This is a genomic window from Actinosynnema mirum DSM 43827 (assembly GCF_000023245.1).
Classification (GTDB): Bacteria; Actinomycetota; Actinomycetes; order Mycobacteriales; family Pseudonocardiaceae; genus Actinosynnema; species Actinosynnema mirum.
The window spans coordinates 1,606,775-1,621,131 of the sequence record NC_013093.1 but is presented as its reverse complement, the minus strand read 5'-3'; the positions used below and the strand labels follow the sequence as shown (position 1 = coordinate 1,621,131).

Here is a 14,357-nt window from a genome sequence, read left to right as displayed (position 1 = left end):
TCCGTTGGTGGCGGTTTCCCCGGTGGCGGTCCGGCGGTGGCGGGGGTCGTCGGTGGGGGGACCTACAGTCGGGTCGACGCGCCGGGGGCGAGCGCCGCCGGGTGGGTGGGAACCCCGCGCGGGGGAACGGGGTCGAACCAGCCATGCGTTTGCGACGTGCCTCAGCGCTGACCGCCTGCCTCGCCGCCGTGCTCGGGGTGGTGGGGTGCAGCAGTTCCGTGAGCGGGAGCGCGAGCAGCGGGTCGGGCGGCTCGCCCAGCGCCTCCTCCTCCGCCGCCGCCCCGACCGGGAGCGGCTCGGCGGAGCCTGGTGGTTCCGGCACCCAGGAGCCGGGGGCCGGCGAGCCCCGCGCGACCGAGCCGGGCTCCGGGCAGGGCGGCGGCGAGGTGAAGCTGGGGAAGCGGAAGAAGTCCGAGTACGACCCCTGCGGGCTGCTGAGCTCGCAGGAGGTGGCCGTGGTGTTCGGGTCGGGCGAGATGCTGGAGACCAGCGGCTGCCTGCACTCGTCCTTCGACCCGATGAAGGTGGCGATCATCCAGGCCTCGTACTTCATCCCGGACGCGAGCGCCGAGATCGGGAAGATCGAGGTGGGCGGGAACAGCGCGTACCGGATGAAGAGCGAGGAGGGGTGCGCGGTGCTGGTGGCGCTGTCGGAGGAGTCGCAGGAGGCGACGGGGGCGCTGCGCGTCGACGTGACGACGGACGGCTCGGCCGAGCCGTGCCAGCTGGCGGTGGACCTGGCGACCAAGGCCTTCGACCGCATCCCGAACGCCTGACGCCTGACGCCTGGCGGCTGGCGGTCGGCGGCCGGCGGCTGGCGGGCGGCGGGCGGGGTGGCGGCGGCGCGCTCGAGGCGCGCGGCCGGGACGTGATCAGGTCCCGACCGCGCTGTCCGGCGCGGGAGGCTCCCGGTGGTCGACCGGGCGGGCCGCCGATGATCGGCCGAGCCGAGGTCACCACCGGTCGCCCAGACTGGTCAGCGCCAACCGCCCGAGCCCGTTGCCGCTGATCAGCCGAGCCGGTCGCCACCAGCCGCCCCGGCCGGTCAGCGCCAACCGCCCGAGCCCGTTGCCGCTGATCAGCCGGGCCGGTCGCCACCAGCCGCCCCGGCCGGTCAGCGCCAACCGCCCGAGCCCGTTGCCGCTGATCAGCCGGGCTGGTCGCCGGTGGCGACCGGGCGGTCCTGGGCGGACCAGTTCGACCACGAGCCGGGGTACAGCAGGGCCGGGGTGTCCCTGGTGGTCAGGCCCGCCGCCTCCAGGGCCAGCACCACCGAGGACGCCGTGACGCCCGAGCCGCAGTACGCGCCCACCGGGCGGTCCCCGGTCACGCCGAGCGCCTGGAAGCGGGCCGCCAGGGTCCGCGCGGGCAGCCAGCGGCCGTCCGCGCCCGCGTGCTCCGCGGAGGGCGCGCTCACCGCGCCGGGGATGTGCCCGGCCTTCGGGTCGACCGGTTCGACCTCGCCCCGGTACCTGGCCCCGGCGCGCGCGTCCAGCAGGACGCCCTCGCGGGCCAGCTCGGCGGCGCCGTCCGCGTCCACGACCGGCATCCGGCCCGGCCGCACGACGACGTCGCCCTCCTCGGGCTCCGGTTCCTCGGCGGTGACCGGCCTGCCCTCGGCCGACCACGCCGCGTAACCGCCGTCCAGGACCGCCACCTGGTCGTGGCCCGCCCAGCGCAGCAGCCACCACGCGCGCGCCGCCACCGAGCCGTCCCCGTCGTCGTAGGCCACCACCGGGACGCCCTCGCGGACGCCCGCCGCGCGCAGCGCGCGCTCCAGCACGGCCACCTCGGGCAGCGGGTGCCTGCCCTCCGGACCGGGCGGGGCGGCCAGCGCCGCGTCCAGGTCGGTGTGGACGGCTCCGGGGACGTGCCCGACCTCGTAGTCTTGTCGTGCGGGCGGGCCGCCGAGTCGCCAGCGGACGTCGAGCACGACCGGGGGTCGCTCGTCCGCCAGCGCGACGGCCAGCGCTTCAGTGCTGATCAAGGGGTGCACGGTGCCATCCTGCACCGACGCGCACCTGCTCGCCGTGAGCGGGAGAGGTCGCCCCGACCGGTGCGACTAGCATGAAGGCATAAGAAGGGGAGCGGGTGTGAACGACCTCATCGACACCACGGAGATGTACCTCCGCACGATCTACGAGCTCGAAGAAGAGGGCGTGGTGCCGCTGCGCGCCCGCATCGCCGAGCGGCTGGGCCAGAGCGGCCCGACCGTGAGCCAGACCGTCGGCCGCATGGAGCGGGACGGGCTGGTGGTCGTCGCCGACGACCGGCACCTGGAGCTGACCGAGCAGGGCCGCAACCTCGCGGTGTCGGTGATGCGCAAGCACCGGCTGGCGGAGCGGCTGCTGGTCGACATCATCGGCCTGGAGTGGGAGCACGTGCACAGCGAGGCATGTCGCTGGGAGCACGTGATGAGCGAGGCCGTCGAGCGCAAGCTGGTGAAGCTGCTCGGCAACCCGACCACCTCGCCCTACGGCAACCCCATCCCCGGCCTGGACAAGCTCGGCGACGGCGAGCCCGCTCCGCCCGTGGAGGCGGACCTGCTGCGCATCGACGAGGTCGCCAGGCGCGGCGGGGGCCGGGTGGAGGTCAAGCGGATCGCCGAGCACGTTCAGCTCGACCCCGATCTGATGGCGGATCTGAAAGCTGCGGGTGTGATGCCGGGAAGTGTTGTGAAGGTCGAGTCGCTGGACGACAGCAAGGTCGTGCGGGTCGGCGGGAGTGGGACGACGGCCGAGCTGAGCCAGTCCATCGCCCACGCCGTGCTGGTGCAGGCCAGGTGAGCGCCGTGCGGCAGCGGCCAGCCGACAAGGCGGCCGTCGAGTTCGAGAAGCTGCACGGTCGTGCGCCCGCGGGCGTCTGGTCGGCTCCCGGCCGGGTGAACCTGATCGGTGAGCACACCGACTACAACGACGGCTTCGTGCTGCCGTTCGCCCTGCCCCACCGGCTGGCCGCCGCGGCGTCGCCGCGCGAGGACGGCGTGCTGAGCGTCGTCACGGTCGGCGACGACGGTGAGGCCCGTCACGCCGAGGACGTGCTGGTCGCGGACCTGGAGCCGGGCGGGGTGCCCGGTTGGGCCGCCTACCCGGCGGGGGTGGCGTGGGCGCTGCGCTCCGAGGGCCTCAAGGGCGGGGCGGACGTCGTCATCGCGGGCGACGTGCCGTCCGGCGCGGGCCTGTCCTCGTCGCACGCGCTGGAGTGCGCGGTGGCGCTGGCGCTGCTGGAGCTGGGCGGCAAGCCCGCGAACTCCGGGCCGGGCACGCCCTCGCTGGCCCAGGTCGCGCGCTTGGTGCAGCGGTCGGAGAACGACTTCGTGGGCGCGCCGACCGGTCTGCTCGACCAGACCGCGTCGCTGTGCTGCACCGACGCGCACGTGCTGTTCCTGGACGTGCGCTCGGGCGAGGCCGAGCAGGTCCCGTTCGACGCGTCGGCGCGCGGGCTGGAGGTGCTGGTGATCGACACCCGCGCCAGCCACTCGCACAGCGACGGCGGCTACGGCGCGCGCCGGGCTGGCTGCGAGGAGGCGGCGGCGCTGCTGGGCGTCGACGCGCTGCGCGACGTCACGGCCGAGGGCCTGGACGAGGCGCTGGCGAAGCTCCCGGAGAACCTGCGCCCGCTGGTGCGGCACGTGGTGACCGAGAACGAGCGGGTGCTGCGCGCGGTGGAGGTGCTGCGCTCGGGCGAACTGGCCGAGCTGGGCCCGCTGCTGACCGCGTCGCACGTCAGCCTGCGCGACGACTACCGGGTGTCCTGCCCGGAGCTGGACGTCGCGGTGGACTCCGCGCTGGCCTCGGGCGCCCTGGGCTCCCGCATGACCGGCGGCGGCTTCGGCGGCTCGGCGATCGCGCTGGTGCCCGTCGAGCTGCACGACAAGGTCGTGGCCGACGTCGAGGCCGCGTTCGCCGCGAAGGGCTGGACCACGCCGCGCACCTTCACGGCCGTCCCGTCCCCCGGTGCGGGCCGCGACATCTAGCGGACCGCGCCATCGGGGAGAGCTGGGCCACCCGGAAGCTCCGGGAGATCCAGCGCACTGCCGAGCGGGCTTGCTCGCTGACCACCCGGTCGGCGAGCAGGCCCAACGGCGGCCCGACCGACAGCCAAAGACCCGAAGGTGGACAGGCCCGGCGGCCGACAGGCGGGAACCACGGCGGACGGCCATCCGACCGACGGCACCGTCCTCAGCGGACTCTCGCGCGACCGACCACGCCGGAACACCCCGAGACCACTCCCCTCGCCTCCCCTCGCCTCGGCGCACGACCGAGGGCAGCCCTCTGGGCCCGGCGGGTGAAGAACAACGCCGAGCAGGGCCGCGCCGCCCGGCAAGCAAGATCAACTCCCCCGTCGGGCGGCAGGTCACCGCAGGCAGACCCGCGCAGAGGCCCCATGCGGGGCGCGCGAGCCACACGGGCCAACTTCCGCAGGCAGATCTGGCCCTCGGCTAGCCCGGTCCGCACCTGGCCCGGCCTCGGCCCGCCCGCCCTTCAGGCGGCCCGATCCGCAGCAGCCCTCTCAAGCAGCCTGGTCCGCAGCAGCCCACCCTTGAGGAAGCCCGATCCGCAGCAGCCCGATCCACAGGCGGCCCGGCTCGCAGCAGCCGATTCTCGGGCGGCCCGGTCCTCAGGCGGGTCCGGGCAGCCGCCGACCGGTTGTGGAGCGGTCCTCCAAGGTGTGGACCGTGGTCGCCACGGCTCGTGGCAGGGGGCTCGACAGGGGGCGCGGAACCTCCTCTCCGGGTGTTGGCTGGTCAAGGTGGGTCGTCGGGATTCAGGTCCGGTCGCTGAACCGGCGGTTTCCGGCATCCGGCAAGCTTGGGGTGCGCAGCTCCCGCCCTCGTGGCGGACGCGGGCGGCCCGTCCGGTCGGGCGGGGACAACTGAACATCCACCGGGGGTGGCGCGCGTGTCGCCCTCCGGTGCGGAGCGGGAACACCGGCTCGGGTCGGTGCGGAGCGGTCGGCGTGAGGCTGGGCCGTCCGCTCACCGCCCCTTCCCGGAACCGAACTGCACGACCTGGACCGAACGTCCCGGCTCGACCGGAGCGCGTGGCACGACCGCGTGGCCGGACCTGGTGGGACCGCCGGTGGAGAACAAGCGGAAAGCGGGGAACACAGGGTGAAGCTGCTCGTCACGGGCGGTGCGGGGTACGTCGGCAGCGTGACCGCCGCACGGCTGGTCGAGTCCGGGCACGAGGTCGTCGTGCTCGACGACCTGTCCACCGGGCACGCGGACGCCGTGCCCGAGGGCGCCGAGTTCGTCCAGGCCGACATCGACGACGCCATCGGCGACGTGCTCGCGGGTGGCTTCGACGGCATCGTGCACTGCGCGGCCAAGTCGCTGGTCGGCGAGTCGATGGTGGACCCGGCCAAGTACTGGCAGGGCAACGTGGTCACCTCCCTGAAGCTGCTCGACGCGATGCGCGCCCACGGCACGCCCCGGCTGGTGTTCTCGTCCACCGCCGCGACCTACGGCGAGCCCGAGCAGGTGCCGATCCTGGAGACCGCGCCGACCCGGCCGACCAACACCTACGGCGCGTCGAAGCTCGCGATCGACCACGCCATCACCTCCTACGCCGCCGCGCACGGCCTGGCCGCCGTGAGCCTGCGGTACTTCAACGTCGCGGGCGCGTACGGCCGCTTCGGCGAGCGGCACGCCGTCGAGACCCACCTGATCCCGCTCGTGCTCCAGGTCGCCCTGGGCAAGCGCGAGAGCATCAAGGTCTTCGGCGACGACTGGCCCACCGACGACGGCACGTGCGTGCGCGACTACATCCACGTGCTCGACCTGGCCGACGCGCACATGAAGGCCCTGGAGCACGCCACGGCGGGCGAGCACCGCATCTACAACCTGGGCAACGGGCTCGGCTTCTCCGTCAACCAGGTCATCGAGGCCTGCCGCGAGGTCACCGGCCACGCGATCCCCGCCGTGGTCGACGGCCGCCGCGCGGGCGACCCGGCCGTGCTGATCGCCTCCAGCGAGCGCGCCCGCACCGAGATGGGCTGGAAGCCCGAGCGCGCCGACCTGTCCGGCATCGTCCGCGACGCCTGGGAGTTCACCCAGGCCCGCGAGGAGGCCTGAACCGCATGACGACAACGGGATCAGCGGCGGACTTCTCCGACCTGGCGCGCTTCGCCGCGCTGCCCAGGCTCGGCTCGCTGGCGGTGTCGCCGGACGGCTCCCGCCTGGTGACGGTCGTGTCCGAGCTGTCGGACGACGGCAAGACCTGGCAGGGCTCCCTGTGGGAGGTCGACCCGACCGGTGGGCGGCCCGCGCGCAGGCTCACCCGCTCGGCCAAGGGCGACTCGTCGCCGGTGTTCACCCCGGACGGCTCGCTGCTGTTCCTGTCGGCGCGACCGGACCAGGAGCGCAAGCCCGGCGAGGCCAAGGACAAGGCGGCGCTGTGGCTGCTGCCGCCCAGCGGTGAGGCCCGCGAGCTGCACCGCCCGGCGGGCGGAGTCGACCGGGTGCTGGTGGCGGGCGGCTCGGGCACGGTGCTGCTCGGCTCGCCGGTGCACCGGGGCGCGGGGTTCGGCGAGGCGGACGCGGACGTGCGCAAGGCGCGCGAGGACGCCGGGGTCACGGCGATCCTGCACGAGAGCTACCCGATCCGGTACTGGGACCACGACCTCGGCCCGTTCCACAGCAGGCTGCTGGCCACCACCGCCCCGGTCGACGGCGACTCGGCCCGGCTGGGCGCCGGGGACCTGGTCGACCTGACCCCGGTCACCGAGCGGGCCCGGTTCGCCTCGGTCGCGATCAGCGACGACGGGCGGTGGGTCGCGCACACCGAGAGCGTCGCGGTGGACGCCGCCTACGGCAACCACGTCCGGCTCCGGCTGACCAGCTCCGACGGGACCCAGGACCGGGTGCTCGCGCAGGACGCGGGCCACTCGTACGACGAGCCCGCGTTCCTGCCGGACGCGTCGGCCGTGATCGCCCTGCGCAGCCTGGACTCGACGGCGGACGAGCCGTGGGAGAACACCCTGGTGCGGATCGACGTGGCCACCGGCGAGGTCACCGACCTGCTGCCCGGCTTCGACCTCTCGCCCGAGCACCCGCTGGTGAGCCCGGACGGCGCGGTGGTGTTCTTCACCACCTTCGCGGTCGGCCACCAGGTGCTGTGGCGGGTCGAGCTGGCCACCGGGGACGTGGTGCGGATGACCACGACCGGCGCCTACCAGGACGTGCGGGTCAGCCGGGACGGCAAGGCCCTGTACGCGCTGCGCAACGCCGTGGACTCGCCCGCCCGCCCGGTCCGGCTGGACCCGGCCGGGGTCGAGCAGGAGCCGGTGTACCTCCAGGCCCCCGGCGGCCTGGACTCGCTGCCCGGCACGCTGACCGAGATCGAGGTGCGGGTCGAGGACGGCCGCACCGTGCGCTCGTACCTGGTGCTGCCGGAGGGCTGCTCCCCGGAGCGGCCCGCGCCGCTGCTGCTGTGGGTGCACGGCGGCCCGGTGATGAGCTGGAACGGCTGGAGCTGGCGCTGGAACCCGTGGCTGATGGCCGCCAAGGGCTACGCGGTGCTGCTGCCGGACCCGGCGCTGTCGCTGGGCTACGGGCAGGACTTCGTCCGCGCGGGCTGGGGCAGCTGGGGCGGCAAGCCGTACACCGACCTCATGGCGATCACCGACGTCGCCGAGGCCAGGGCTGACATCGACGAGACCCGGACCGCCGCCATGGGCGGGTCGTTCGGCGGGTACATGGCGAACTGGATCGCCACCCGCACCGACCGGTTCAAGGCGATCGTGACGCACGCGTCGCTGTGGAACCTGGACGCGTTCACGGGCACGACGGACGACTCGTACTACTGGATGCGCGAGATGGGCGACCCGCTGCAGCGCCCCGAGCGGATCACCGAGAACTCGCCGCACCTGTACGTGGCCGACGTGCGCACGCCGGTGCTGGTCATCCACGGCGACAAGGACTACCGGGTCCCGATCGGCGAGGGGCAGCGGCTGTACTTCGACCTCGTCCGGCACGGGGTGGACGCCAAGTACCTGTACTTCCCGACCGAGAACCACTGGATCCTGACGCCCGGCAACTCGAGCGTCTGGTACGAGACGGTCTTCGCGTTCCTCGCGCAGCACGTCCTCGGGGAGCCCTGGCGCAGGCCGGAACTGCTCTGACGGTTCTGACGGTCCGGTGCGCGCCGGTGGCGAACCGGCGCGCGCCGAGCCCGCACGCGCACCACCGCGGCCCTCTCGGCGCCCGGACCGACCGGTCCGGGCGCCGAGGGGGCTTCGCGCTTTCCGGGCGAGCCAAGCGCACGCCCGGCGCACGCGCGCCAGGAGCAGGGAGCGGGTCGGGTCAGGACGGGTAAGCACGGGCGGCCTCCTCGGCGAGCGAGCGCAGGTAGTCCGGTGGCATCGCGCCCTGCAGCGCGCCCCGGAGCAGGGTGGTCATGCGGTGGCCGGGGCACGCGGCCTCGGCACGTTCCAGGGCCAGCACGGCCAGCGCGCCCTCACCCCTGAGGTAGGTCGCGAAGGCCAGCAGCGCGGCGGCCTCGGCCCGCTCCGGCGCGGGGGCGGCCCTGGTCAGCTCGGTCCACAGGCGTTCGGCGGCCATGGCGTGCGCGCCCAGCGCCAGGGTCAGCGCCAGGTCCCGCACGCGCGGGCTGGACAGCGCGAACGCCAGCTCCGCCACCTCGTCGTCGGGCAGCGGCGTGGTCCGGCCGGGGGTGCGCTCCACCGCGACGAGCAGCGCCCTGCAGTGCCTGGTCACCAGCTCGTCCGGGTCGGCGCCCTCCAGCGCGGCCGTGCGGCGGTCCAGCAGGGCCGCTCGCCGGGCCAGCGCCTCCGGCGGGTCCGGGGACAGCAGCTCGGCCATCTCCGCCCTGCTGCCGTACGTCACGTGCCCCGCGGCGGCCGACAGCGCGGCCAGGTAGGTGGCGCGCGCGTCCGGCGCGGTGCCGGTCCGGCCCACGTCGGCGTAGTCGAACCAGGGCTCGCCGCCCGCGGTGCCCGGCGCCCACACCGCGCGCGCCAGCGGCACCCCGAGCGCCCCCAGTCTCCTGAGCAGGCTCCGCACCACGTCCGGCCGGGGCAGCACCTCCGGCGGGTCCGCGCCGCCTCCGCCCACCACGAGCACGGCCACCGAGCAGCCGGGGGTCCGGCGCACGACGGGCGCCAGCTTGTCGGCCGCGTCGCGCACCTGGGCCGCGTCGGGCAGGTCGGCGCGCAGGACCACCACGACGGAGTCCCCGCGCAGCACGAGGACCACCACCGAGTCGGCGGGGTGGAAGCCCAGCAGGTGCGGGACGGCGGCCACCAGGTCACCGGGGCCGTGGATCCTCGCCGAGGGGAGGACGGGAGTTGTCATGCCCCCACTGTGGCCGGCGCGGGACGAGCGGTCAGCGAGAGAAAACGCGGGCTGTGGACAACTGAGAGGCTGTGGACAACGCGGAACGGCGGTGGCGCGGAACGGGTAACCTGCCCGCCCCGCGCCACCGCCGCCGAAGAGCCCCGGAGCGGATCAGCCCGCCGCCCGGCGCAGCGCCGCCTTCCCGCCGACCACCGGCAGCTCCACCGACGTCCCGGTCAGGTCGACCGACAACCCGGCGCCCGGAGCGGGCCGGAGCGTGTAGTCGTGGTCGCTGGACAGCAGCACCAGTTCGAGCCGGTGCCCCGCCGCCACCACGTAGTCGTTGGCCTGGAGCTCCACCTCGACCCGGTACCGCTTCCCCGGCACGACGGGCCTGGTCACCGACAGGTCGAGCCGGTTCTGCGGATCGGCCCACCCGCGCGTGATCACCCGGCTGGTCCCGTCCGGCGACCGGTCCACCAGCACCGCCGTCACGTTCGCGGCGGGCCGGTCGAACGACACCGCCAGATCCGCCTTGGGCGTGCCGGACAGCCGCACCGGCTCGGTCAGCGCGCGGGTCCCGTACGCCAGCCGGTTGCCCGACGCGGGCAGGTCCACCAGCTGCTCCACGGACTTCCCCGCGTCGTCGCGCAGCTCCTCCACCAGCGGTCGACCGGGCACGGCGTCGGTGCGCAGCGCCCCCTTGCCCCCGCCGCCGACCCACGGGTGCAGCCGCGCGGGCGCGGTCCCCGGCGCGGGCCACTCGGCCTCGTCGACCCAGCTGCGGTCCTCGCGCTGCACGGTCGACTTCGGCTCGCGCTCCACCCCGTTGTCGACCCCGTAGAGGTAGTGGCTGAACCACCGGTTGAGCGTGCGCCGCCACTGCGCCGACCGCAGCGTGTCCGGGTCGGTGTGCCCGGACTGGTGCAGCCAGATCTTGTGCTCGACCCCGTTGAGCTTGAGCGCCTCGTACCACTGCGCGACCTGCTTGACCTTGACGTTCCAGTCGTTGAGCCCGTGCACCGCGAGCACCGAGGCCCGCACCAGCGGCGCGTCCTTGACGTAGTCCCGCTCCTGCCAGAACGGGGTGAAGTCCCCCGTCACCCGGTCCTGCTCGCGGGTCAGCTCGGCGAGCACCGGCGCGCACGCCGCCCGGTCGGCGCGGGTGTGCACGTACTCGGCGAGCACGTCGGCGTCCTCGCCCTGGTACCCGCCGGGCGCGACGACCGCCCCGCCCGCGCGGTAGTAGTCGTACCAGCTGGAGATCGCCGCGATCGGCACGATCGTCTCCAGCCCGCGCACCCCGGTGGCCGCGACCGCGTTCGGCAGCGTCCCGTTGTAGGAGGTGCCCATCATCGCGGTCTTCCCGGTGCTCCAGGCCGCCGAGACGGCCGCGCCCGAGGCGGTGCGCGCGGAGGTGCGGCCGTTGAGCCAGTCCACGACCGACCTCATGCCGGTGGTCTCGTTGCGACCGCCGGAGGTGGGGCAGCCGGTGGACTTGCCGGTGCCCAGCGACTCGGCGTAGACCACGGCGAACCCGCGCGAGACGAAGTACGACTCGTACCGGGCCGAGGTGATCGGCACCGCGTTCGGCCCGACCGCCGCCGCGATCCGCTCGTCGGTCCGGGCCCGCAGCGGCGTCCCCGACCCGCGCCCGCCGGGCACGTGCAGCTCGACGTCCACGTCGTGGTTGTCGACGTCGTTGCCGCCGGAGTAGTAGGGGCTGGGCAGGAACACCACGGGCACCTTGAGCCCGCGCTCGGTGGCCCGCTGCCGCACCACCTCGGTGTAGACCTCGTCGTCGAGCCCGTCGCGGTCGCTGTCGACGGGCGCGCGCACCCACAGGCTCTCGCGCACCACGTCCGAAGCGCTGAACACCGGCTGGGCCTCGCCGTCCACGAAGACCGGCCCCTCCTCGGCCGCAGCGGCAGGAACGACCCCCAGCGGCAGCGCCAGCACAGCGGCCAGACCGGCGGCTCTCCACGAACCTCGCACCGCACACCCCCATCCACGTCGCAGGACTCAGGTAGGCCGACCCTCCCGGTACCGCGCTCGGGGTGTCAAGGGAACCCGAAGTCCACAGTGGACTCCAGGCGCGGCTGATCTAGGCTCGGGGGCACCATGCGCTCCTTCATCGCCGCACTGCCCAAGGTCGAGCTGCACGTCCACCTGGTCGGCTCCGCCTCCCCCGCCACGGTCCTGTCGCTGGCCCGCCGCCACCCGGACGGCCCGGTGCCCACCGACGAGGCCGAGCTGCTGGACTTCTACGAGTTCACCGACTTCGGGCACTTCATCGACGTCTACGGCAAGGTCAACGACCTGGTCACCACCGGGGCCGACGTCCAGGACCTGGTGCTGGGCCTGGCGCGCGAGCAGGCCGCGCGGAACACGCGCTACACCGAGGTGACCGTCAGCGCGAGCAGCCACCTGCGCGCGGGCGTCCCGGCCGCCGAGCTGACCGCCGCGCTGGAGGAGGGCCGCGAGCGCGCCAGGTCCGAGCACGGCGTGGAGCTGGCCTGGGTGTTCGACGTGCCGGGCCTGTGGGACGGCGACTTCGGCCTGACCAGCGCCCGCTACGCGGTGGAGCACCGGCCCGAGGGCAGCGTCGGGTTCGGCATCGGCGGGTTCGAGGCCGACGCGCCGCGCGCGAGGTTCCGCGAGGCGTTCGCGATGGCCCGCGACGCCGGGCTGCGCAGCGTGCCGCACGCGGGCGAGACCACCGGGCCGGACGAGGTGTGGGCGGCGGTGCGGGAGCTGGGGGCGGAGCGGATCGGGCACGGCACGTCCGCCGCGCGCGACCCGGAGCTGCTGCGGCACCTGGCGGGCAGCGGGATCGCGCTGGAGGTCTGCCCGACGTCGAACCTGCGCACCGGGGCGGTGCGGTCGCTGGACGAGCACCCGCTGCCCGCGCTGCTCGCGGCGGGCGTGCCGGTCGCGCTGGCCACCGACGACCCCGGCATGTTCCACACCGACCTGAACCGCGAGTACCTGCTGTGCCACGAGCGGTTCGGGCTCGGGCGGGCGGAGCTGGCGGACCTGGCCGCGTCGGCGGTCGCGGCGAGCTTCGCGCCCGACGCGCTCAAGGCCGAGCTGGTCGCCGGGATCGACGCGCTGCGCTGAACCGGGCGTCTTGGGCAGTATGGGACGCATGAGGCTGGTGATCCTGGGCGGTGGCGGGTTCCGCGTGCCGCTGGTGCACAAGGCGCTGGTGGGCGACGACCTGGTCGACGAGCTGGTGCTGCACGACGTCGACGCGGACCGGTTGGAGGCGATCCGCCGGGTGCTGGTCGGCGGGCCCCGGCTGCGCGCGACGACCGACCTGGACGAGGCGCTGCGCGGCGCGGACTTCGTGTTCTCGGCGGTGCGGGTCGGCGGGCTGGCGGGTCGGGCCGCCGACGAGGGCATCGCCCGCGCGCACGGCGTCGTCGGGCAGGAGACGGTCGGGGCGGGCGGGATCGCCTACGGGCTGCGCACGGTCCCGGTCGCGCGGCGGATCGCCGAGCGGATCGCGGCGGTCGCGCCCGACGCGTGGGTCGTGAACTTCACCAACCCCGCCGGGCTGATCACCGAGGTGATGGCGGAGCGGCTGGGCGAGCGGGTCATCGGGATCTGCGACTCGCCGGTGGGGCTGTGCAACCGGGTCGGGAAGGCGCTCGGGGTGACCGGGGCCGAGTTCGACTACGCCGGGCTCAACCACCTCGGCTGGTTGCAGGCCGTCCGGGTCGACGGGCAGGACCTGCTGCCGGGGCTGCTCGCCTCGGACCGGTTGGCGGGGTTCGAGGAGGGCAGGCTGTTCGGCGCGGAGTGGTTGCGCGCGCTGGGGATGGTCCCGAACGAGTACCTGCACTACTACTACTCGACGCGGGAGTCGTTCGGCGGCGAGCGCGGGGCGTTCCTGCTGCGGCAGCAGGAGCGGTTCTACGCGGGCGAGGTCGACTGGGAGACCACGCGGCTGGAGCGCGAGAGCACCTACATGGCCGAGGGCCGGGAGCGGGACTCGGTCGAGGGCGGCGGGTACGAGCACGTGGCGCTCGCGCTGATGAACGCGCTCGCGCGGGACGAGCGGACCGAGCTGATCCTGAACGTGCGCAACGGTTCCGCGCTGTCCGCCGTGGACGGCGACGCGATCGTGGAGGTGCCGTGCGCGGTGGACGGGCGCGGGGCCAGGCCGAGGCCGGTGAGCCAGCTGCCGGACCACGCGGCCGGGCTGGCGCGGTCGGTCAAGGCGGTGGACCGGCTGGTCGCCGAGGGCACCAGGGCCGCCGCGCTGAAGGCGTTCGCGCTGCACCCGCTGGTGGACTCGGTGGCGGTGGCCCGCGACCTGCTGGACGCCTACGCCCGCAGGCACCCTGGGCTGGAGCACCTGCGGTAGCGCGCTAGCGGAGGTGGCGCCTGCCCAGCGCGTCGGCGCGGCGGGTGGTCTCGGGGAGGCGGTAGTCCCGGCACAGCCGCAGCACCTCCGCGCACGCGCGGTCCAGGTCGATCCGGTGGCCGACGGACACGAAGACCGGTTTCACGCCCGCGCGGGTGCGCAGGGCCCGGCCGACGACCTCGCCGTCGTCGAGCAGGTCGGTGGACGCCCCGCGCGCCGGGCCGGGCCGCTCGAAGTGCCCCATCGGGGTCTTGGCGACGCCGACGCTCGGCAGGTCGGCCAGGACGCCCAGGTGGCAGGCCAGGCCGAACCGGCGCGGGTGGGCCAGGCCCTGGCCGTCGCACACCAGCAGGTCCGGGGTGGTGGCGAGGCGGTCCAGTGCGGTGAGCAGGGACGGCAGCTCGCGGAACGCGAACAGGCCGGGGACGTAGGGGAAGTCGGCGGTCGCGCGCACGACCGAGGTGTCCACGGTCTCCATGGTGGCGACGTCGACCACGACGATCGCGGCGACCAGGCGGTCGTCGTCGGCGTAGCCCACGTCCAGGCCCGCGGCGAGGCGGACGTCGAGGCCGGGGTCGGCGGTGGGGCGGACCAGCGGGCGCAGGCGCTCCTGCTCGGCGATCGCCTCCTCGGCGGTGCGGACGTCGGCGGGGCGGCGGGCCTGGGCGCGCGTCACGGGAGCGGCGG

Annotated in this window: 12 protein-coding genes; 7 read left to right on the top strand and 5 right to left on the bottom strand. The window is 74.8% G+C overall.

Annotation, left to right across the window (positions count from 1 at the left end; all coding sequences use genetic code 11):
* The first annotated feature begins 143 nt into the window (after window positions 1-143).
* Window positions 144-776, top strand: coding sequence for a DUF3558 domain-containing protein (locus AMIR_RS35360; protein ID WP_015800308.1), 633 nt, complete (start codon window positions 144-146; stop codon window positions 774-776).
* 177 nt (window positions 777-953) lie between these two features.
* Here the strand turns inward: AMIR_RS35360 and AMIR_RS40035 are convergent, their stop codons facing one another.
* Complete coding sequence (locus AMIR_RS40035) at window positions 954-1,124, bottom strand: hypothetical protein (RefSeq protein ID WP_187313490.1); 171 nt, start codon at window positions 1,122-1,124, stop codon at window positions 954-956.
* A 23-nt stretch (window positions 1,125-1,147) separates the two neighbouring features.
* Entirely contained in the window at window positions 1,148-1,996 is an 849-nt protein-coding gene (locus AMIR_RS07345; protein ID WP_015800307.1) for a sulfurtransferase, read from the bottom strand.
* 97 nt (window positions 1,997-2,093) lie between these two features.
* On the opposite strand from AMIR_RS07345, the gene AMIR_RS07340 reads away from it, so the two are divergent.
* The 4 genes from AMIR_RS07340 to AMIR_RS07325 all read left to right on the top strand — a co-directional run bounded on the left by AMIR_RS07340 (window position 2,094) and on the right by AMIR_RS07325 (window position 8,124).
* A complete protein-coding gene (locus AMIR_RS07340; protein ID WP_015800306.1) occupies window positions 2,094-2,786 on the top strand; it encodes an iron-dependent transcriptional repressor DtxR in 693 nt (230 codons plus the stop codon).
* A gap of 5 nt (window positions 2,787-2,791) precedes the next feature.
* Window positions 2,792-3,976, top strand: a complete 1,185-nt coding sequence (galK, locus tag AMIR_RS07335; RefSeq protein WP_015800305.1) for a galactokinase — start codon at window positions 2,792-2,794, stop codon at window positions 3,974-3,976.
* A 1,137-nt stretch (window positions 3,977-5,113) separates the two neighbouring features.
* On the top strand, window positions 5,114-6,076 hold the full coding sequence (galE, locus tag AMIR_RS07330) for a UDP-glucose 4-epimerase GalE (RefSeq protein ID WP_015800304.1): 963 nt from the start codon (window positions 5,114-5,116) through the stop codon (window positions 6,074-6,076).
* A gap of 5 nt (window positions 6,077-6,081) precedes the next feature.
* Window positions 6,082-8,124, top strand: a complete 2,043-nt coding sequence (locus AMIR_RS07325; protein WP_015800303.1) for a S9 family peptidase — start codon at window positions 6,082-6,084, stop codon at window positions 8,122-8,124.
* A gap of 181 nt (window positions 8,125-8,305) precedes the next feature.
* Here AMIR_RS07325 and AMIR_RS07320 read toward each other — a convergent pair whose 3' ends face one another.
* On the bottom strand, window positions 8,306-9,316 hold the full coding sequence (locus tag AMIR_RS07320; protein ID WP_015800302.1) for a DUF4192 domain-containing protein: 1,011 nt from the start codon (window positions 9,314-9,316) through the stop codon (window positions 8,306-8,308).
* Window positions 9,317-9,469: 153 nt separating this feature from the next.
* The gene (locus tag AMIR_RS07315; RefSeq protein ID WP_015800301.1) at window positions 9,470-11,293 is read right to left on the bottom strand and encodes a Xaa-Pro dipeptidyl-peptidase; all 1,824 of its coding nucleotides are present in this window, start codon (window positions 11,291-11,293) and stop codon (window positions 9,470-9,472) included.
* A 126-nt stretch (window positions 11,294-11,419) separates the two neighbouring features.
* On the opposite strand from AMIR_RS07315, the gene add reads away from it, so the two are divergent.
* Both add and AMIR_RS07305 read left to right on the top strand, forming a co-directional pair.
* The gene (add, locus tag AMIR_RS07310; protein ID WP_015800300.1) at window positions 11,420-12,418 is read left to right on the top strand and encodes an adenosine deaminase; all 999 of its coding nucleotides are present in this window, start codon (window positions 11,420-11,422) and stop codon (window positions 12,416-12,418) included.
* A gap of 28 nt (window positions 12,419-12,446) precedes the next feature.
* Window positions 12,447-13,670 carry a family 4 glycosyl hydrolase gene (locus tag AMIR_RS07305; protein ID WP_041836629.1) on the top strand — a complete coding sequence of 408 codons (1,224 nt, stop codon included), beginning with the start codon at window positions 12,447-12,449 and terminating at the stop codon, window positions 13,668-13,670.
* Window positions 13,671-13,674: 4 nt separating this feature from the next.
* Here AMIR_RS07305 and AMIR_RS07300 read toward each other — a convergent pair whose 3' ends face one another.
* Window positions 13,675-14,346 carry an endonuclease V gene (locus tag AMIR_RS07300; RefSeq protein WP_049797092.1) on the bottom strand — a complete coding sequence of 224 codons (672 nt, stop codon included), beginning with the start codon at window positions 14,344-14,346 and terminating at the stop codon, window positions 13,675-13,677.
* Between the last annotated feature and the right edge of the window lie 11 nt (window positions 14,347-14,357).